Below are 19804 nucleotides of genomic sequence, written 5' to 3'. Positions count from 1 at the left end.
ACACAGGAGGGACGAAGTGTTCAATTGTTTACGTGGGTGTTAGCTGTTTGTAAGAACAATCTGTAGTTGTTAGGTTGCCGTTGCATGCGGACAGACATGCCTAGAATGCACCCTTCCGTGACGCAGCGCGGAGCGTAGTGGTTGTATCAAGGCAGCATCCCCAGGCATTTAAGTGATGACTATGGAATTCGCCGATATCCTCAATACACTCGATTCACGTCTGCCCTGCGGGGAAGACCTCGAATACGACGCAGACTTCCTGCAGCTGCAGCAAGCCGCGGCGGGCCGGGACGAACAGCAGTTCGGCTCGACCATCATTGCCGCGCAGCCGCCAGACTGGCGCGAAGTCGAACGTCTGGCCCGCGCGCTGCTGGAACGCACGCGCGACCTTCGCGTCATCGGCCTTCTGACCTCCGCCTGGACCGAAATCCGCGGGCTGCCTGGCTACAGCGATGGCCTGGCGCTTGCCGTCGATACCCTGGAACGCTACTGGGAGCCGGTGCATCCCCGGCTGGACAGCGTCGGCGAAAACGACCCCATGCCTCGAATGAACGCCCTGGCGGCCTTTGGCGACATGCAGGGCTGCGCGCGCAGCGTGCGCTCGGCGAACCTGGTCAGCGGGGTGCACGGGCAATTGACGTTGCGCGATACCGAGGCGCTGCTCGATGGCAGCCGCCAGGATGCCGATAACTATCCGGGAGGGCGCCCGCGCCTGGTCGAGCGCCTGAGGCAGGCCTGGGCGCAGGGCAATGCCGACGTCATGGCGCTGGCCTCCGCCGCGCAAGCGCTGCGGCGCATGCAGAAACTGGTGACAGACAAGCTGGGCGCGGCGTGGGCGCCCGATTATGCCGCCATCCTCCGCACGCTGGACGTGGTGCTGGATGCAACGCGAGACGCGCAGCCGGCATCGTCGCCCGCAGCCTCCACCGCCGACGCGGAAGCGGGCGCGGCACCCGCCCCGGGCGCGCGCGCCGATGCCATTTCCCCGGATGGGGGCACGGGTTGGCGGGACACGCCGATCCAATCGCGCGAGGAAGCCGTGGCCATGCTGGCCAGGGTCTGCGCGTATTTCGAGGCCAACGAGCCCGGCCATCCCGCGCCCTATCTCATCCGCCGCGCCCAGGAACTCATCCCCATGAGCTTTCACGACATCATCAGGAACCTGGCGCCCCAGGGATTGGAGCAATTCGAGGCATGGCTGCCGCGGGAAGCGGGAAGCCGGCAGGACTCGTAGGGCGGGCCACCAGCCGCCGGACCAACAAGAGGAGACGACACCATGGCGACCAGCCTGAAGGGAAGCGGCCAGAAATTCATCGCGAGGAATCGCGCGCCGCGGGTGCAGATCGAGTACGACGTCGAAATCTACGGCGCGGAGCGCAAGATACAGCTGCCCTTTGTGATGGGCGTGCTGGCGGACCTGGCCGGCAAGTCCGAGACGCCCCAGCCGGAAGTGGGCGAGCGCAAATTCCTGGATATCGATATCGACAATTTCGATGAGCGCATGCGCTCCATCCAGCCCCGCGCGGCGTTTCAGGTGCCCAATACGCTCACCGGCGAAGGCAATCTGAACGTGGATATCACGTTCGAGAGCATCGACGATTTTTCGCCGGCCACGGTCGCGCGCAAGGTCGGCGCCTTGAACGAATTGCTGAGCGCCCGCACCCAGCTGGCGAATCTGTTGACCTACATGGACGGCAAGACGGGCGCCGAGGAACTGATCGGCAACGTGCTCAAGAATCCGGCGTTGATGAATGCGCTGGCCGCCGCGCCGAAACCGGAGGCAACCCCCGCTTCCGACGACCCGGACGCGGCTCCGGCCGCCTAGGGCCGGCATCAGACCCCCTTAGGGTGAATAGGCCCTAGCTTCCGCTCGAATCGCTTTTCGGAGAATGCCATGACCGTAGTGGCCAAACGCGCCGGCGCGCGTGATGTCGAGACCCTGGAGGCGGACGACCTGTCCGCGCTCCTGAAAAAGGAATTCAAACCCAAGACCGAACAGGCGCAGGAAGCGGTCGAGCATGCCGTGCGGACGCTGGCGCATCAGGCGCTGGAAAACAGCGGCGTGGGGCTGTCGTCGGACGCCTACCGCACCATCCAGGCCATCATTGCCGAGATCGACCGCAAACTGTCCGAACAGATAAACGGCGTGATGCACCATCCGGATTTCCAGCAGCTGGAAGGCGCGTGGCGCGGCTTGCACTACCTCGTCACCAATACCGAAACGGACGAGCTCCTGAAGATCCGCGTGATGTGCATGTCGAAGTCGGAACTAGGCCGCACGCTCAAACGGCACAAGGGCGTGGGCTGGGACCAGAGCCCGATCTTCAAGCGGGTGTACGAGGAAGAATACGGCCAGTTCGGCGGTGAGCCCATAGGTTGCCTCGTGGGCGACTATTACTTCGACCATAGTCCGCCAGACGTGGAACTGCTGGGAGAGATCGCCAAGATCTCCTCGGCGGCGCACTGCCCCTTCATCGCGGGCGCATCGCCGAACGTGATGCAGATGGACTCCTGGCAGGAACTGGCGAATCCGAGGGATCTCACCAAGATTTTCACCAACACCGAGTATGCCGCCTGGCGCAGCCTGCGGGAGTCCGAGGACTCTCGCTACATCGGGCTGGCGATGCCGCGCTTTCTTGCGCGCCTGCCCTACGGGGCGCGCACGAATCCCGTCGACGAGTTCGACTTCGAGGAGGACACCGACGGCGCGAACCACGATCGCTACACCTGGACCAATTCCGCCTATGCCATGGCGGCCAACGTGAACCGCTCGTTCAAGCTCTATGGCTGGTGCACGTCGATCCGCGGCGTGGAGTCGGGCGGCGCGGTGGAGAACCTGCCGTGCCACAGCTTCCCCACGGATGATGGCGGAGTGGACTTGAAATGTCCGACGGAGATCGCCATCAGCGACCGGCGCGAGGCGGAACTGGCCAAGAACGGTTTCATGCCGCTGGTGCACCGGAAGAACTCCGATTTCGCCGCTTTCATCGGCGCGCAGTCGCTGCAGAAGCCGCACGACTACTACGAAGCGGACGCTTCCGCCAACGCGAAGCTGGCCGCGCGCCTGCCCTATCTGTTCGCATGCTGCCGCTTCGCGCATTACCTGAAGTGCATCGTGCGGGACAAGATCGGCTCGTTCCGCGAGCGCGACGACATGGAGCGCTGGCTGAACGACTGGATCATGAATTACGTGGATGGCGACCCCGTGAACTCCTCACAGGAGACCAAGGCGCGCAAGCCGTTGGCGGCGGCCGAAGTGCAGGTGCAGGAGATCGAGGACAACCCGGGCTATTACTCCGCCAAATTTTTCCTGCGGCCGCACTATCAGCTGGAAGGGCTGACGGTGTCGCTGCGGCTGGTATCCAAGCTGCCTTCGCTCAAGCAGAACGAAGGCTGAGTGGAGCTGACAAGACGGGCGCAGCCGCGCCCGGTAACTCCAGGAGACAGATGTGGCAGTGGACATGTTCATGAAAATCGATGGGGCCAACGGCGAATCCAAGGATGCCAACCACAAGGACTGGACCGACATCGTGTCCTTTTCGTGGGGCGCCACGCAGCCAGGCAATATGGCCAGCGGCGGCGGCCTGGGCGCGGGCAAGGCGAGTTTCAACGACCTGCACGTGGTGGCCCGCATCGACAAGGCCGCGCCCGCCGTGATGAAACACTGCGCCAGCGGCAAACATCTCAGCAAGATCGAGCTGTCCATGTGCAAGGCGGGCGGCGAGCAGATCGAGTATTCGAAGATCACGCTTGAAGACGTGCTGGTGTCCTCGGTGCAGATCTCGGGCGACCGCGGCGCGGAAGGCGTGGTGGTGAACTTCGCGTTCCAGGCGGCCAAGGTCAAGCAGCAGTACTGGGAGCAGACCGACAAGGGCGGCAAGGGAGCCGAAAGCCTGGTGGCCTGGGACATCAAGCAGAACAAGGAAGTGGGCTAGGGCGGGCTCTCCATGTCTATCGCAGCCGTTCCTTTCGGCGCCATCAGTCTTGCCGGCCAGTTGGACGAGGTGCAGGCGCAGGTGCGCCGGCGGCCAGCGGACGCCGACCTGCGCGCGCAGCTGTTCCAGTTGCTGGCGGTGCAGGGCGATTGGGCGCGCGCGGCCGAGCAATTGAATGTCTGCGCGCATCTCAACGCCCAGGCGCGCCCCATGCAGGCGCTCTACGCCAGCGCCATCGCGGCGGAGCGCGAACGCGAAGCCGTGCTGGGCGGGCGAGGCGAGCCGGTGCTGCTGGACGCGCCGGCGGATTGGCTGCGGCGCCTGGTTTCGGCGTTGCGCCTGGATGGGCAGTCCGCGGCCCAGGCAGCGGAGCTGCGCGGCCTGGCCTTCCAGGAAGCCGGCGCGCGCGCGGGCGCCCTGGGCCTCGCCACGCAGGATGTGGCGCAGCCGTTCCAGTGGATTTGCGACGGCGACAGCCGGCTGGGCCCGGTCTTCGAGTTCCTGGCGGGCGGACGCTATGTGTGGCTGCCCTTTGCGGCGCTCAAGCGGGTGCGGTTGCTCGGCCCGGATGGCCTGTGCGATCTGGTGTGGGCCCAGGCCGAGATCGAGCTGAATGATGGCCGGGTGCTGCAGGGCCTGGTGCCGGTCCGCTATCCGGCGGCGCCGGGAGAGCGCATGGTCGAGCTGTCCGACCCGGCCAAGCTGGGACGGATGACCGACTGGCGCGCGCTGCACGGGGACACCTATGCTGGCGTCGGGCAGAGAATGTGGCTGACCGACAGCGGCGAGTTCGCGCTGCTCGATGTCCGCAGCCTGGAGCTCGAATGATGGGCCTCGCGGACAGCCCCGGCGGATGGGAGCCGCTGGCGCGAAGCCAGCGCGCGGCGCGGGACCGCCTGCAGCCGTCCTTGCTGGACCGCCTGACGGACAACGACCCCGCCAAGCGCGAAGAGCCGCGCGAGAACGCCATGCTCACGCACGAAGCGTTGCGCGCGGCGGTGCTGCGCGACCTGCGCTGGCTGCTCAACACGGTGAACCTGCAGGCTTCGCAGGACCTGTCGGCGCATCGGCCCGTGGCGCTTTCCACCCTGAACTTCGGCGTGCGCGCCATGGCGGGAAAGCGCATGTCGGAGATCGACTGGATCGATGTGGAAGAGTCGATCCGCGACGCGATCTCGGCGTTCGAGCCGCGCATACTGGATTCTTCCGTAGAGGTCCGCTGCGTGACCGATGCCGGCACGCTGGAGCATCACAACGTCCTGAGCCTGGAGATACGGGGCATGCTGTGGTGCGTGCCGCAACCGCTCGAATTCCTGTTCCGCACGGATATCGATCTGGAAAGCGGCCATATGGATCTGCGCGATCTGGGTGGCGTCTGATGGACGACCGATTGCTGGACTACTACAACCGCGAGCTGGTCTATTTGCGGGAATTGGGAGCGGAATTCGCCCAGGCCCATCCCAAGGTGGCGCGGCGGCTGGGCATGAACGCCACGGAAGTGGCCGATCCCTATGTCGAGCGCCTGCTGGAAGGTTTCAGCTTCCTGACGGCGCGCATCCATATGAAAATGGATGCGGAGTTTCCGCGCTTTTCGCAACGGCTGCTGGAGGTGGTGTATCCGAACTATCTGGCGCCCACGCCCGCCATGGCGATCGTGCAGTTCTCTCCGAGCATGAATGAAGGCACGCTGGCCGGAGGCTTCGACCTGCCGCGCGGCACGCTGCTGCGCGGGCGCGTGGCGCGTGGCGAACAGACGCCGTGCGATTTCACGACGGGGCATGCCTTGCGCCTGTGGCCCTTGCAGGTCACACAGGCGGAGTTCACGGCCGCGCCGCAGGATCTGCCGTTGGCGCGGTTGGGGCTGGCGGGGCGGACGGGACGCGTGTTGAGCGCGTTGCGCATCAGGATAGAGGTGGGTGGCGGCCAGAGGCTCGAAGACCTGGACCTAGATCAACTGGTCTTTCACCTGAATGGCCAGGACGTGCAGATGCAGCGCCTGCTGGAAGTGGTCATGGGCCACACCGTGGCGGTCCTGGGGCACGACACGGCGCGACCGGTCGCGTGGATCAATAAGCTGCCCCCGGGCTCGGTGCGTCATGAGGGCTTTGCCGACGATCAGGCGCTGTTGCCCGGCGACGCGCGCGTATTCCAGGGCTACCGCCTGCTGCAGGAGTATTTCGCGTTTGCGCAGCGATATCTTTTCTTCAGCGTCAACGGATTGAAGAGCGGGCTGCGCACCCCGCCGCAACCGCAAGGCGCGCAGCGCGATACCCGCGCGTTCGACCTGACCCTGCTGTTTTCCGTGGCGGCGCCGGAGCTGGAAGGGGCGATATCGGCCGGCAATCTGGCCTTGCATTGCGTTCCGGTCATCAACCTGTTCCCCAAGCGGGCGGATCGCGTCGCGGTTACTCCGCGCACGTCCGAGTACCACGTGGTCATTGATCGCAGCCGTCCGCTGGACTATGAAGTCTTCAGCGTAACGCGCGTTGCCGGTCATGCCTCCGCGCAGCGGCAGGAGCAGGAGTTCCGTCCGTTCTATGGATCGCTGGGCAGCGACCCGGACGACTACGGCGCGTATTTTTCCATGCGCCGCGAGCCGCGCCTGATCTCCGACACGGCGCAGCGCAACGGTACCCGCACCGGCTATACGGGAAGCGAGGTTTTCCTGTCTCTGGTTGACCGGCACGAGGCGCCGTTTTCCGGCGACCTGCGGCACCTGACCCTGGAAGCGCTGTGCACGAACCGCGACCTGGCGATGCTGTTGCCCCTGGGCGCCGAGACCGACCTGACGTTGCGGGTGTCGGCGCCCGTCCGCGCCGTGAAGGTATTGCACGGACCCACCCGGCCCTGCGCGGCCCTGGCCGAGAACGCCGCCACCTGGCACCTGATCAGCCATCTGGGGCTGAATTACCTGAGCCTGACCGACCTGGATGCCGAGCAGGGCGCGCAGACGCTGCGGGAGATGCTACACGTCTATGGAAATCTGGCGGATCCCGCCACGCGCAGGCATATATCCGGCTTGCGCCACGTCAGCGCCACGCCGGTGCACCACCGCCTGCCCGTGCCGGGCCCCATCGTCCATGGGCGGGGCGTGCGCATTGCGCTGCAGGTGGATGAAACCGCCTTCTCGGGCATCAGCCCCTATTTGTTCGGCGCGGTATTGGAACAGTTCTTTGCGCGCCATGTATCGATCAACCTGATGTCGGAGCTGGTCCTGTCGACCCTGCAGCGCGGCGAGGTCGCCCGTTTCAAGCCCCGCATGGGACGCAGACCCGTCGTCTAGGTCCCGCCACGAACAGGAGCGCACGATGAAATCCGCCGCAAATTCGAACCGCATGGCCTACGATCCCGTCCATCTGCTGGGCGAGGTGTTGCAACGTGAATCCGACGGCCGCTATGCGGTCGCATGCGACGGCCGCGTCTGGACCGCGCAGCGCGCCGCCAGCTGCCTGCTGGAACCCATGCCGGGCGATGAGGTGCTGATCAGCGGCCCCGATCCGGCCCGCGTCTACCTGCTCGCGGTTACGGTGCAGGCAGAGCCGGGACGCACCACGCTTGAAGCGCAGGGGGAGCTGGTGTTGCGGTCGCGCACGGGCGACGTGTCGCTGGAAAGCGCCGGGAGCGTGGCATTGCGGGGCCGGGCCGCCGTGCGCGTGCAGGCCCCGGAGTACAGCGTGGAGGCGGACGAGGCGCGTCATGCCGTCGGGAGCATGCGCGTGGTCGCGCGGCAGCTGCATGCCACCGTGGGCGAGACGCGGCTGGTGGGACGAAGCTACGAGGCGGCGCTGGACCGCATCACCCTGATGGCGCGCCTGTCCATGCGCAGCGTCAGCGAAATGGACCAGATGCGCGCCGGGGCGATCGATTTCCAGGCCGAGCAGAGCGCGCGGCTGCACGCGGCCTATACGCTGGTGACCGGCGCAGACCTGGTCAAGGTGGACGCCAAGCAGATCCACATGGGGTAAGACGGTGGACGTCGCCCAGCCCGCCTCCGCTCCCGCGATTTCGCCCTTCGCCGCGTCCGGCGCCCTTGCGCAATGGTGGCGCGCCCTGGAGCGCGAGCCCTATGCCTACGATCTGTTCCATGCCCTGCGCTGGATAGACGCGCATTCGGGCGCCCGCAAGCCGCTGGGACGCGATACCGTGGCGCGCCATGAGCCTGTGCGGCTGCGGCAGGAACCGTCGATGGCGTTCGCGCCGTCCACCGTTGCGCGCGCACGCGCCGCCGGAGAAGGGCGGCCCGCGGAACTGTCGATCTACAGCTTCGGCCTGTTCGGCCCCAACGGCCCCTTGCCCCTGCACCTGACCGAACATGTCCACGAGCGGCTGGCGCACCACGGCGACCGCACGTTGTCGGCATTCGCCGATGTGTTCCATCACCGGCTCATCCTGCTTTTCTACAGGGCCTGGGCCGATGCCCAGAGCACCGTCAGCCTGGACCGCAAGGAAGAACGCTTCACGCGCTACGTCGCCAGCCTGCTTCACATGGGCGAGCCGTCGATGCGGCGGCGCGATGCCGTGCTGGACCATGCCAAATATTTCATGGCCGGCCATCTCGTGCGCCAGACTCGCAATCCGGAAGGCCTGAAGCACATCCTGCAATCCTTCTTCGGCCTGCCCGTGCGCATTCACGAGTTCGTGCCGCAGTGGATACGCCTGGAACCCGCGCAGCAGCTGGGCCTGGGCAGCGCGGTGGGCCTGGGGCGCGACACGGTGCTCGGAATCGCGGTGCGCGACGCCCAGCACAAGTTCCGCATCGAGATCGGCCCGTTGAAACTGGAGGACTACCAGAGTTTTCTTCCGGGCGGCTCCCGCGCCCGGCAACTGACGCATTGGGTCAGGCACTACATCGGCATGGAGCTGGACTGGGACTTCAGGCCGGTGCTGCGCTCGCAGGACGCGCGCGGGCTGACGCTGGGGGCGCAGCGTCCGCTAGGGCTGTCCGCGTGGCTGGGCAAGCGCCGGCCCGCGCAAGGCGACGCTCGCGACCTGCTGCTGGATTATGAACGCCGCGGACGCACCCCGGCGCGTGGCCGTCCATCGGCCGGACCCTCAACGACCCCACGCGCGTGAAGGCGCCTTGACACCATGTCGGATATCGGCCGCATCGATCTTTTCGGAAAGCTCAATCCGCTGCTCTACCAGACGCTGGAGGGCGCCACCGCGTTCTGCAAGCTGCGCGGCAATCCCTATGTCGAACTGGTGCATTGGCTGCATCAGATCCTGCACGCCCAGGACAGCGACCTGCACAGGATCGGGCGGCATTTCGACCTGGATCTGGCCCGGCTGCAAGCCGATCTCACGGCGGAACTGGATCGCCTGCCGGCTGGCGCGGGCTCGGTTTCCGATCTGTCCGAACACATCGATCACGCGGTCGAGCGGGCCTGGGTGCTGGGTTCGCTGCGTTACGGCGCGGCGCGCATCCGCAGCGCCCACTTGCTGGCCGGGCTGGCGAGGACGTACGCCTTGCGCCATGTGCTGCTGGGCATGTCGGCACAGTTCTCCCGTATTCCGCCGGACGCCCTGCTCGAGCAGATGGACGAGATCGTGCGCGGGTCGCCGGAAGACGCCGCGCAAACGCAGGCGGCGTCCGGCGACGCAGCGACGCATCGGGAGGGCGCTTCCGCCCTTGCGCGATTCGCCGTAGACCTGACGGCCAGGGCGCGCGAGGGCGCGATCGATCCGATTTCCGGGCGCGACGAAGAGATCCGCCAGATCATCGACGTGCTGATGCGGCGCCGCCAGAACAACCCGCTGCTGGCGGGCGAGGCGGGCGTGGGCAAGACCGCGGTCGTGGAGGGGCTGGCGCTGCGCCTGGCGGGCGGGGACGTGCCGCCGCAGCTGCGCGATGTTTCCCTGTATCTGCTGGACATCGGATTGTTGCAGGCGGGCGCGGGCGTGAAGGGCGAGTTCGAGCAGCGGCTGCGCAGCGTCATCGACGAGGTGCAGGCCAGCGAGAGGCCGATCGTGCTGTTCATCGACGAGATCCATACATTGGTCGGCGCCGGCGGGGCGGCGGGCACGGGGGACGCGGCCAACCTGCTCAAGCCGGCGCTGGCGCGAGGCCAGTTGCGCACCATCGGCGCGACGACGTGGTCGGAATACAAGAAGTACATCGAGAAAGATCCCGCGCTGAGCCGCCGTTTCCAGGTGATCCAGATCCACGAGCCGGACGAGACGCGGGCATTCGGGATGCTGAGGGGGCTGGCCGAGACCCTGCAGGCGCATCATGGCGTGCTGCTGCTGGACGAAGCGATCGAGGCGGCGGTGACCTTGTCGCATCGCTACATCCCGGCGCGCCAGCTGCCCGACAAAGCCGTCGCGCTGCTGGATACGGCCTGCGCGCGCGTCGCGGTCAGCCAGCACGCCGTGCCCCCAAGCCTGGAAGACGCCCGCAGGCGCATCCAGGCCCTGGAAACCGCGCAACGCATCGCCGAGCGTGAGCGCCGCCTGGGCGCGGGCGACGCGGAGCGGGTCGAACGCCTGGCGGCCGAGCTGGCCGCCGCAGCGGAAAGCGAGCAGATCCTGGCGGCGCGCTGGGAGGCCGAGAAGACGCTGGCCGGGCGCGTGCTTTCGATGCGCGAGGCGCTGGACCAGGCATCGGATCAGGAACAGGAAGACCCGCGGCAGGCGCTGGCGCAGGCGCAGGAAGCGCTGGCGCGAAGCCAGCGGGAGGCTCCGATGATCCATTGCGCGGTCGACGCGGCGGCGGTGGCGGCGGTGGTGGCCGATTGGACCGGCATTCCGGTGGGACGCATGGTGCGCGACGAGGCGCAAGCGGTGCTTGCCCTGGCCGATACGCTGGAAAAGCGCGTGATCGGCCAACGCGAGGGACTGGAGGCGGTGGCGCGCCGGGTCCAGACGTCGCGGGCGCGCCTGACCGATCCCGACAAGCCGGTGGGTGTGTTCCTGCTTTGCGGTCCGAGCGGCGTGGGCAAGACGGAGACCGCCCTGGCCCTGGCGGAGGCGCTCTATGGCGGGGAGCAGAACCTGATCACCATCAACATGAGCGAGTTCCAGGAATCGCACACGGTGTCCACGCTGAAGGGGGCGCCGCCCGGGTATGTCGGCTATGGAGAGGGCGGCGTGCTGACCGAGGCCGTGCGAAGGCGGCCCTACAGCGTGGTGTTGCTCGACGAGGTGGAGAAGGCCCATGCCGACGTGCACGAGGTTTTCTTCCAGGTCTTCGACAAGGGCTGGATGGAAGACGGCGAGGGGCGGTATATCGATTTCCGCAACACGATCATCATCCTGACTTCCAACGTGGGCGCGGATCGGATCGCAGCCCTGTGCTCGGATCCGGCGCTGATGCCGGATGCCCAGGGATTGGCGGCCGCGCTGCGCGAACCCTTGCTGCAGGCCTTTCCCGCCGCCCTGCTGGGAAGGCTGGTCGCCGTTCCCTACCTTCCGTTGCCGGACGCCATGCTGGAGCGCATCGTGGCGCTGCAATTCGAGCGGGTGCGCCGCCGCCTGTCGGCGCACCACGGCATTGCGCTGGAGGTGGCCCCGGAGGCCGTCGCGCTGGTTGTCGCGCGCTGCGCGGAAGTGGAGTCCGGCGCCCGCATGGTGGATGCCGTGCTTACGAATACGGTGTTGCCGAAGATCGGCCGGGAATTGTTGGGCGCCTCCATGCAGGACCGCCGCCTGCGGCGGGTAGGCCTGTCCGCGGCCGACGGGGAGTTCCGCTATGACTACGCGTGAGCCGCTAGCGGTCCTGGCCGTCAGGCGTCCGCTTGACGGCTGCCGGGCGCATGAAGCCGCCGATCTCCTGGAGATGATCGGGCGCGCTGCGGCTTTCCTGGGCCTGGCGGGTGCCGGCAAGGGTTTCTTCGACCGGGTGGTCCCGGTGCTCGGCCAGCGGGTCGTGGGCGGGCAGGGCGGACGGCGTGCCATCGGAGAAGATGCTGGGCGCGGCATCGCCGGGGGCGCCGAAAAGCGCCAGGGGATCGGTGACCGGACGCGACACCTCCGCATCTCCCGGCGGCAGATGCTGCAAGGGATCTTCCGCGTTGCGGGCCTGCGCGGAGTCCAGATCGAAGGGGTGCGAGGACACGTCCGGCGCGCTGCCCACGGGCAAGGTGCCCGGCCCGATCAGGTCGGCGAATACATCATCGTCGACGACAGCGGCCGCAGCGGTAGCGGCAGCCTCGGCATTGGGCGCGGCGGCCTCCGCCCGCAGCCGGTAGCCGCCGATTTCCACCTCATCGCCTGGATTCAGCGGCACTTCCTGATCCTGCGCCACTGCCCGACCGTTGACGCTGACCGTGCTCATGCCGCTCAGGTTCAGGAGAAACACGGAATCCGGGCCGCTTACGCGAATGACCGCCTGCACGCGGCAAATCGCGCGCGAGGGATCCGGCAGCGCCAGATGGTTGTCGGCGCTGCGGCCCACCGTGCCGCCCGGTGCCGAGAACACGGCATGGATGGGTTCGAAGGCCGGATCGCCGGCATGCTGGAACACGGTGAGCTTCACGCCTGTCTCCTTGGCGCCGTTGGCGCGTCAGCGGGCCTGGGCCGCCTGGAATGCCGGTCCCCATTGGGGGTGCCCGATTTCGTTGGGTGCGAGTTGGAACGAGGGTTGCAGCTGCAGGATGCGGATGAAGCTGTCTTCGCAGAGCTCGCGATAGTCGGTGACGCAGTAGCTGAAGGCTTGCAGTTTCAGCGCCTCGACCCGCATGGGTCTGGGCGCGGTGGCGAGCGCGTCGGAGGTGGCCACGGTGCGGATCACTGCGCCGAAACGGCTGGCGGCATATTCGTCGCGGACCTGCTGCAAGGCGTCGATGGCCTGCGGCGAGGGCGTGGAAGCACAGGCTGCGAGCAGCGCAAGGCTGGATATGAGGCTGATACGGACGGGCTTGTTCATGGCACGGGCGTGTCGTTCGAAAAGAGGAGGAAGCGCTTATTCCGCCGATGATAGCGGTCCGCCGCGGCAGGTATGCGTCGCGGCGTAACAGACGTGTGTGTTTTTATTTCCGAGGTCTTATGAGCGGTCTATTTCAACGAACGGCCCTGGCGGGACGCCGCGCGGGTGGGCCCTTGCGGCGCATCGCGCCGATCGTCGCGAGCCTGGCCGCCGCCGTGGCGCTCGCGGGATGCTCGTCGACGGCCAAACGGGTTCCGGTGCCCTACGCCATTGAATTGCGCGCGGATCCGAAGGTGAATCAGAACGCCAGCGGCAGGCCGTCGCCGGTGCAGGTGACGATTTACGAGTTGAAGTCGTCCAGCATCTTCGAGTCGACCGATTTCTTCACCTTGCAGGGCGACGCGCATGCGGCGCTGGGCGCGGAGTTGCTCAACGTGGACCAGGTGATCCTGCGGCCCGGCGAGAAAAAGGTGGTGCAGTACCCCGGCAATGCCGAGGCGCGCGTCGTGGGAGTGGTGGCGGCCTATCGGGATCTCGAACAAAGCAAATGGCGCCTGCTGGTGGCCCTGCCCGAGGCGCAGAACACCAACATCTACAAGGTCTGGCAGTTCTCGCCGAACGAGGAGACGGTGAAGGTCGCCGTCAAGCGCGACGGGCTGGAGGAAGTGGATCGCAGCCGTTCATGGTGGCCCTTTTAGATGCGGAAGAAAGAGAACCGGACATGGTGACAAAAGACAAAGTGATCTGGTCGGAGGGGATGTTCCTGCGACCTCAGCATTTCCAGCAGCTCGAGCGCCATATGCTGCATGCCGCGCAGCAGCGCGCCGCCGCCGTCCAGGGGTTCTTCTGGGGGTTTAGCCATTTGTCGCTGGACCGGGACGCCCTGGCGATCGGGAAAGTGGTGTTGACGCAGGCGCAGGGCATCATGCCCGATGGCACGCCCTTCGACTTCTCGCATCCGGACGCGGCGCCCGCGGCGCTCGAGGTGCCCCCGCAGACCCACGATGCGCGCGTGATGCTTGCCGTGCCCCGCGTGCGGCCTGGCGCCAGCGACGTCATCTACGAGGGCGAAGAGGACACGCTTGCCCGCTACATGGTGCATGAGGCGGAGGTGGAAGACACCGGCTCGATGGCGCTGGAGCCGGCCTTGATGCAGCTGGGCCGCTTGCGGCTGCGCCTGATGCTGGAAGACGACCTGACCGAGGACTGGCTGGGCCTGGGCGTCGTGAAAGTGGCCGAGCGCCGCGCGGACAATCGTGTGGCGCTCGATGAGAGCTATGTGGCGCCATGGTTGGCGGCGGGCGAACATCCCGTGCTGCGGGGTTTTGCCAACGAACTCCAGGGGCTGCTCGACGCCCGCAGCGAGGCGCTGGCGTCGCGCCTCTCGCAGCCCGGCCGCGGCGGCGTTTCCGAGGTGTCGGATTTCATGCTCCTGGAGACGGTGAACCGCTATCTGGGCGCGCTCTGGCATGCGCGCCAGAGCGCGGCGCAGCATCCGGAGCGCCTGTTCCACGACTGGCTGATGCTGGCTTGCGATCTTGCTACGTTCACCTCCGCAACGCGCCGTCCGGGCGTGCTGCCCGAGTACGTGCACGACGATCTGCAGGGCAGCTTCACTCCGTTGATGAACGAACTGCGCCGTTCTCTGTCGGTCGTGCTGGAGCAGCGCGCCTTGCAGATCCCGCTGCAGGACCGGGGCCAGGGCGTGCGCGTGGCGCAGGTCCAGGATGCCGAGCTGCTGCGCACGGCCGGGTTCGTGCTGGCGGTGCACGCGGACCTGGCGGTCGAGACGGTGCGCACGCGCTTTCCTGCCCAGGTCAAGATCGGCCCGGTCGAGCGCATCCGCGATTTGGTGCACCTGCAGCTGCCCGGCGTGGCGGTGCGGGCGTTGCCGGTGGCGCCGCGGCAGATTCCCTACAGCGCCGGCCACGTGTATTTCGAACTCGATAAGGGCGGCGAATTCTGGAAGCAGCTGGAGCGCACCGGCGCGCTGGCGCTGCATCTGGCGGGCGACTTCCCCGGACTGACGATGGAGTTCTGGGCGTTGCGCGACTGAGCGCAGCCAACCAGGCGGAGACGATTATGCATGCTTCGGATCACACCCTGTCCGGCCCCCCGCCGGGCGGCCTGGGCGAAGGCAACGCGCCGGGCGCGGGCAGGCTGCGGCCCCACGACTACGTGATCAGCGGGACCAACCCGCTCGTGGCCGCGGCGAACCCCTTGCTGGATCTGATCCCGCAGATCCGCGCGACCGCGGCGCATCCGTCGCCCGCCATACTGCGCGAGCATCTGCTGGACGAGGTGCGCCAGTTCGAGCTGCGCGCGCAGCAGGCGGGCATTGCCAACGAAACCATTCTGGGCGCGCGCTATTGCCTGTGCACCGCGCTGGACGAGGCCGCGGCGCTTACGCCCTGGGGCGGCGGCGGCGTGTGGTCGGCGCACAGTCTCCTCGTGACGTTCCACAACGAGACGTGGGGGGGAGAGAAATTCTTCCAGCTGCTGGCCAAGCTGTCGCAGAACCCTGCGCAGCACCTGGATTTGCTGGAGTTGCTGTATTACTGCCTGCTGCTGGGTTTCGAGGGTCGTTATCGCGTCATAGACAACGGCCGCTCGCAACTGGAAACGCTGCGCCAGCGGCTGCTCCGGATCCTGCGCGGCGCCCGCGGCGATTATCCGCTGGCGCTCTCGCCGCATTGGCGCGATGCGCCCGCGCAGACGCCCTTGCGGCGCCTGCCCGTGCCCCTGTGGGTATTCGGCGCGCTGGCGGCCGTCCTCGCGCTGGCGCTGTATTGGGGCCTGGGCTGGCGGCTCGGCGGCCAGTCCGATGACGTATTCGCGTCCATCGGCAAATTGAAACCGCCCTCCGTGCAGATCGCGCCGGCGGTGGTGAAGCGGCCGGCGCCAGCGCCGCGCCTGGCGGTGTTCCTGGCTCCCGAGATCCGCGATCAGCTGGTGAGCGTGCGCGACGAGGTGGACCGCAGCGTCGTGGTGCTGCGAGGCGACGGCGTGTTCGAGTCCGGCGCCAGTTCCGTGCGCGATCAGTACCTGCCCGTCCTGTCGCGGGTGGCGGATGCCTTGCGCGAGACCCAGGGCAGCATCCTGGTGCGCGGCTACTCCGACAACACACCGATGCGCAGCGCGCGCTTCCCGTCCAACTGGCATCTGTCGCAGGCGCGCGCGGACGCCGTGAAGGAAATGCTGGAACGGCGTCTGGGGCAGACGGCGCGAGTCAGGGCCGAGGGCCGGGGAGACGCCGATCCCGTGGCGCCCAACGATACGGCCGCGGGCCGCGCGTTGAACCGGCGGGTCGAAATTACCGTGCTCGTGCCGCCCACGCCGCACGAGCTTGGCGGACAGGGAGGCCAGGAATGATCTACAAGCTGTTCGGATGGTTCTTCAGCCGGCGCGTGTGGAACTTCCTGGGGCTGGTCGCCCTGGCCGTGCTGATCTGGATCGCGGGGCCGCTCATTGCGATCGGCGCGGTGCGCCCGCTGGAAAGCGAGACGGTCCGCATTGCGGTCATCGTGCTGATGTTCGCGATCTGGCTGCTGCGCCTCGTGTGGCGCAAGTGGCGGGAAGGGCGGTTGAATGCGCAGCTGCTGGGGCAATTGCGCAGGCCCCGGACAAGCGTTGATAAGCCGCAGGAGGAAGCGGCGGAGAACGACGAGATCCGCCAGCTGGAAACGCGGTTCGACGAGGCCGTGGAATTGCTGCGCAAGACGCGCTTCGAGCATCGCGGCCGCCGCGGCGCGCTCGACCGTTTCTCCAAACAGTACCTGTACCAGCTGCCGTGGTATGTGATCATCGGCGCGCCGGGCGCGGGCAAGACGACCGCGCTGGTGAATTCGGGCCTGAACTTTCCGCTGGCCGAGCGCTACGGGAAAGTGGCCTTGCGCGGGGTGGGCGGCACCCGGAACTGCGATTGGTGGTTTACCGACGACGCGGTGCTGCTGGACACGGCGGGGCGCTACACCACGCACGAAAGCGATCCCACGGGCGACGAGGAGGAATGGCGCGGCTTTCTCGGCCTGCTGGCCAAGTACCGCGGCCGCCAGCCGATCAACGGCGCGATGCTGACGGTCAGCGTGGAAGATCTGCTGTCCGCCTCCGACGCGGAAAGGGCGCAGCATGCCGCGGTGCTGCGGCGCCGGCTTCAGGAACTGCGCGAGCAACTGGGCATCGCATTCCCGGTCTATGTCCTGGTCACGAAGACCGATCTGCTGTCGGGCTTCGAGGAGTATTTCGCCTCGTTCAGCCGCGATGAACTGGCGCAGGTCTGGGGCTTTACCCTGCCATACGCGTATACGCAGGAGCCGGGATTCGACCTGTACGAGGCCTTTCATGCCGAATACGCCTTGCTGCAGCGGCGCCTGGACGATGCCTTGCCGGAAGTGGTGGCGGCCGAAAGCGATCCGTCGCGGCGGGCGCTGGCCTACATGCTGCCGCAGCAGTTCGCCGGCCTGCAGGCCATCCTGGGCCACTTCCTGAGCGACGTCTTCGCCACGTCGAAATTCGAGGCCCGGGTCATTCCGCGCGGAGTGTACTTCACCAGCGGCACGCAGGGAGGCGAGACCTTCGACCAGGTGACCGGCCATCTCAAGCGCTATCTGCGCATCGACGGCGGCGCCATGCCGGCGTCCAGCGTGCCGGGCGAGGCGGAGGGCCGCAGCTACTTCCTCAAGAACCTGTTGCAGGACGTCATCTTCCGTGAAGCGGGCCTGGCCAGCCGGAATCTGCGGTGGGAGCGCCGCTATCGGCAGCTGCACTGGGCCGGATACGGACTGGTCACGGCGGCGTTCGTAGCCTTGATCGCGGGCTGGGCGCTGAGCTATCGCAACAACTCGGCCTATGTCGAAGAGGTCGCGCGGCGGGTGCCGGCGGTGGAGACGCTGACGCGCGAGATCAAGATCACGCGCACGGGCGATCTGCTGGGCCTGATGCCTTTCCTCAACAGTCTTTGGTACCTGCCGCAGCATGAGGGCTTCGAGATCGAGAGCCCGCCGCTGGGCTACCGCTATGGCCTCTATCAGGGCCTGAAGCTGCAGGCGGCCGCCCAGGGCGTGTACGGCAATACCCTGGACCAGGTGCTGCTGCCGCAGGTGGCGCGGCGCGTCGAGGCCGCGTTGCGGGATGCGTCGGCCAGCGACCTGGAGTACTCGTACGAGGCATTGCGGGCCTATCTGATGCTGTACGAGGCGGACCGCTACGACGCGGAATTCATGCATGCGTGGCTGCTTTCGGACATGCAGGCAACCTTGCCGGAAGGGTACACGCGGCGCGAGTACGAACAGCTGTCGCTGCACCTGCGCAACCTGACCCAAAGCCATGTGCTGGCGTCGCCGTTTCCGAAGGACGATGAACTGGTGGCGCAGGCGCGCGAGAAGCTGGCGCGCTACACGCTGGCGCAGCGGGCCTACAGCCGGTTGCGCCGCACCCTGGCCAATACCGACGCCGCCGCCGAGAGCACGGCGGTGACGCTTGGAGGCGCGCAGGCCAGCGCGGTGTTCGTGCGCAAGAGCGGCAAGCCGCTGAGCCAGGGCATCCCGGCGCTCTACAGCTACCGCGGCTACTGGGACGTGTTCAACAAGCGCGTTGCGAGCGTGGCGGAGGTGCTGCGCTCGGATGACGCGTGGATACTGAACATCCCGCTGCGCGGACGGCTGGACCAGGCCGCGCAGCGTCAGCTGGTGATCGACATCAAGCGCCTGTACATGAACGATTACGTGACGCAGTGGGACGGCTACCTGAACGACTTGCAGCTGGCCCCCAGCAAGTCGCTGTTGCAGAACATCCAGATGGCGCGCACCTTGTCGGCGCCGGAGTCGCCCCTGGTGCAGCTGGTGCGGGGCGTCGCGCGGGAAACCTCCTTGCTGCGGGATTCGGGCAAGGAGGACAGGTCGCTGGTCGACCAGGCGCGCGACCGCGTCAGCAGCACGCGCGAGGCACTGGAGCAGATGTTCGGCCCGACGGGACCGGGCGCCGCGACGCGCGCGGACGCCTCGGACGAGAAGCTGGAGCGTATCGTGGACCAGCATTTCGAACCGTATCGCCGGCTCGCGCAGGGAGAGGGCGGAGCCGCGGCAACGTCCGCGCCCATCGCGGCCACGACAGGTTTCATCAACGAGCTCTATACCTATCTGACCGCGGCGGACGCGGCCCTGCGCAGCGGCAGTCCCGCGCCCAGTTCGGATGCCGTGACGAAGCTGCGCGCCGAGGCCGGGCGTCTGCCGGGGCCGCTGCGCGACGTGCTCAATGCGCTGTCCGTCAACGCCTCCGGCGAGGTGTCCGACGTGGCGAGGGCCCGCATGGGCGAAACCGTGTCCGCCACCATCGGGGTGTTCTGCGGCCAGTCGGTGGCCGGGCGCTATCCGTTTTCCAGCAGGTCGACGCGCGACGTGGCGCCCAACGACATGGCGCGCCTGTTCGGCCCCAACGGCCTGATGGATGATTTTTTCCAGAAGAACCTCGCGACCCAGATCGACGCGTCCGGCCAGCGCTGGCGCTTCAAGCCGGGGATCGACGGACGGTCGGGCGCGAATTCGGCCACCCTGGATGCATTCCAGCGGGCGGGAGTCATCCGCGATGTGTATTTCATGGCGGGCAATCCCATGCCGTCGTACCGGGTGGCCATCCGGCCCGTGGAGATGGATGCGGGTATCACCCAGTTCGTGATGGACGTGGACGGCCAGGCGGTGCGCTACGCGCATGGCCCGCAGGTCGCCACCACCGTACAGTGGCCGGGCCCGCGCGGCAGCAACCAGGTGCGCATCGAGCTGACGCCGCAGGAGGGCGCGGCGGGCATGACGACGTCGGGCCCATGGGCGCTGAACCGCATGCTGGACCGCGCGCAGCTGCAGCGCGGCGCAACGCCGGAGGTCACCTTGGCCACCTTCGATCTGGGCGGGCGCAAGGTTGTGCTGGAGATCACCGCCAGCAGCGTCAAAAGCCCGTTTCATCTAGCCGAGATGCAGGCTTTTGCCTGCCCCGGCGCGTCGTGAACAGGACA

The 19804-nt window shown here is 67.2% G+C and carries 16 protein-coding genes; 14 read left to right on the top strand and 2 right to left on the bottom strand.

Annotated features, from left to right (window positions below; all coding sequences use genetic code 11):
* Positions 1-175 precede the first annotated feature (175 nt).
* The 10 genes from tssA (at position 176) to tssH (ending at position 11636) form a co-directional block, all read left to right on the top strand.
* Entirely contained in the window at positions 176-1234 is a 1059-nt protein-coding gene (tssA, locus tag ACN6PJ_RS08980) for a type VI secretion system protein TssA (protein ID WP_427995512.1), read from the top strand.
* A gap of 42 nt (positions 1235-1276) precedes the next feature.
* A complete protein-coding gene (tssB, locus tag ACN6PJ_RS08975) occupies positions 1277-1825 on the top strand; it encodes a type VI secretion system contractile sheath small subunit (protein WP_427995511.1) in 549 nt (182 codons plus the stop codon).
* Between the two features lie 69 nt (positions 1826-1894).
* The gene (tssC, locus tag ACN6PJ_RS08970; protein WP_427995510.1) at positions 1895-3397 is read left to right on the top strand and encodes a type VI secretion system contractile sheath large subunit; all 1503 of its coding nucleotides are present in this window, start codon (positions 1895-1897) and stop codon (positions 3395-3397) included.
* Positions 3398-3467: 70 nt separating this feature from the next.
* The gene (locus ACN6PJ_RS08965) at positions 3468-3935 is read left to right on the top strand and encodes an Hcp family type VI secretion system effector (RefSeq protein ID WP_427995509.1); all 468 of its coding nucleotides are present in this window, start codon (positions 3468-3470) and stop codon (positions 3933-3935) included.
* Between the two features lie 12 nt (positions 3936-3947).
* Positions 3948-4763 (top strand): type VI secretion system accessory protein TagJ, encoded by an 816-nt coding sequence (locus ACN6PJ_RS08960; protein WP_427995508.1) that lies wholly within the window; start codon positions 3948-3950, stop codon positions 4761-4763.
* A complete protein-coding gene (gene tssE, locus ACN6PJ_RS08955; RefSeq protein WP_427995543.1) occupies positions 4763-5314 on the top strand; it encodes a type VI secretion system baseplate subunit TssE in 552 nt (183 codons plus the stop codon). Before ACN6PJ_RS08960 ends, tssE begins: the two co-directional genes overlap by 1 nt.
* A complete protein-coding gene (gene tssF, locus ACN6PJ_RS08950) occupies positions 5314-7218 on the top strand; it encodes a type VI secretion system baseplate subunit TssF (RefSeq protein ID WP_427995507.1) in 1905 nt (634 codons plus the stop codon). Before tssE ends, tssF begins: the two co-directional genes overlap by 1 nt.
* Positions 7219-7243: 25 nt before the next feature.
* On the top strand, positions 7244-7900 hold the full coding sequence (locus tag ACN6PJ_RS08945; RefSeq protein WP_427995506.1) for a DUF3540 domain-containing protein: 657 nt from the start codon (positions 7244-7246) through the stop codon (positions 7898-7900).
* Positions 7901-7904: 4 nt separating this feature from the next.
* Positions 7905-9008, top strand: a complete 1104-nt coding sequence (gene tssG, locus ACN6PJ_RS08940) for a type VI secretion system baseplate subunit TssG (RefSeq protein ID WP_427995505.1) — start codon at positions 7905-7907, stop codon at positions 9006-9008.
* Positions 9009-9023: 15 nt separating this feature from the next.
* Positions 9024-11636, top strand: coding sequence for a type VI secretion system ATPase TssH (gene tssH / locus ACN6PJ_RS08935; protein WP_427995504.1), 2613 nt, complete (start codon positions 9024-9026; stop codon positions 11634-11636).
* Positions 11637-11640: 4 nt separating this feature from the next.
* On the opposite strand, the gene ACN6PJ_RS08930 is transcribed toward tssH, so the two are convergent.
* A complete protein-coding gene (locus ACN6PJ_RS08930; RefSeq protein WP_427995503.1) occupies positions 11641-12408 on the bottom strand; it encodes an FHA domain-containing protein in 768 nt (255 codons plus the stop codon).
* Positions 12409-12435: 27 nt separating this feature from the next.
* Complete coding sequence (locus tag ACN6PJ_RS08925; RefSeq protein ID WP_427995502.1) at positions 12436-12798, bottom strand: TssQ family T6SS-associated lipoprotein; 363 nt, start codon at positions 12796-12798, stop codon at positions 12436-12438.
* A 119-nt stretch (positions 12799-12917) separates the two neighbouring features.
* On the opposite strand from ACN6PJ_RS08925, the gene tssJ reads away from it, so the two are divergent.
* The 4 genes from tssJ to tssM are packed head-to-tail and all read left to right on the top strand — an operon-like array spanning position 12918 to position 19796.
* The gene (gene tssJ / locus ACN6PJ_RS08920) at positions 12918-13496 is read left to right on the top strand and encodes a type VI secretion system lipoprotein TssJ (RefSeq protein WP_427995501.1); all 579 of its coding nucleotides are present in this window, start codon (positions 12918-12920) and stop codon (positions 13494-13496) included.
* A 23-nt stretch (positions 13497-13519) separates the two neighbouring features.
* Complete coding sequence (gene tssK / locus ACN6PJ_RS08915; protein WP_427995500.1) at positions 13520-14854, top strand: type VI secretion system baseplate subunit TssK; 1335 nt, start codon at positions 13520-13522, stop codon at positions 14852-14854.
* 26 nt (positions 14855-14880) lie between these two features.
* Positions 14881-16170, top strand: coding sequence for a DotU family type VI secretion system protein (locus ACN6PJ_RS08910; protein WP_427995499.1), 1290 nt, complete (start codon positions 14881-14883; stop codon positions 16168-16170).
* Positions 16167-19796, top strand: a complete 3630-nt coding sequence (gene tssM / locus ACN6PJ_RS08905; protein ID WP_427995498.1) for a type VI secretion system membrane subunit TssM — start codon at positions 16167-16169, stop codon at positions 19794-19796. Before ACN6PJ_RS08910 ends, tssM begins: the two co-directional genes overlap by 4 nt.
* Positions 19797-19804 lie beyond the last annotated feature (8 nt).

It is taken from the genome of Achromobacter sp., assembly GCF_050285585.1.
Classification (GTDB): domain Bacteria; phylum Pseudomonadota; class Gammaproteobacteria; order Burkholderiales; family Burkholderiaceae_B; genus Achromobacter.
The sequence above is the reverse complement of the archived record's forward strand: the minus strand, read 5'-3'. Positions and strand labels throughout refer to the sequence as shown.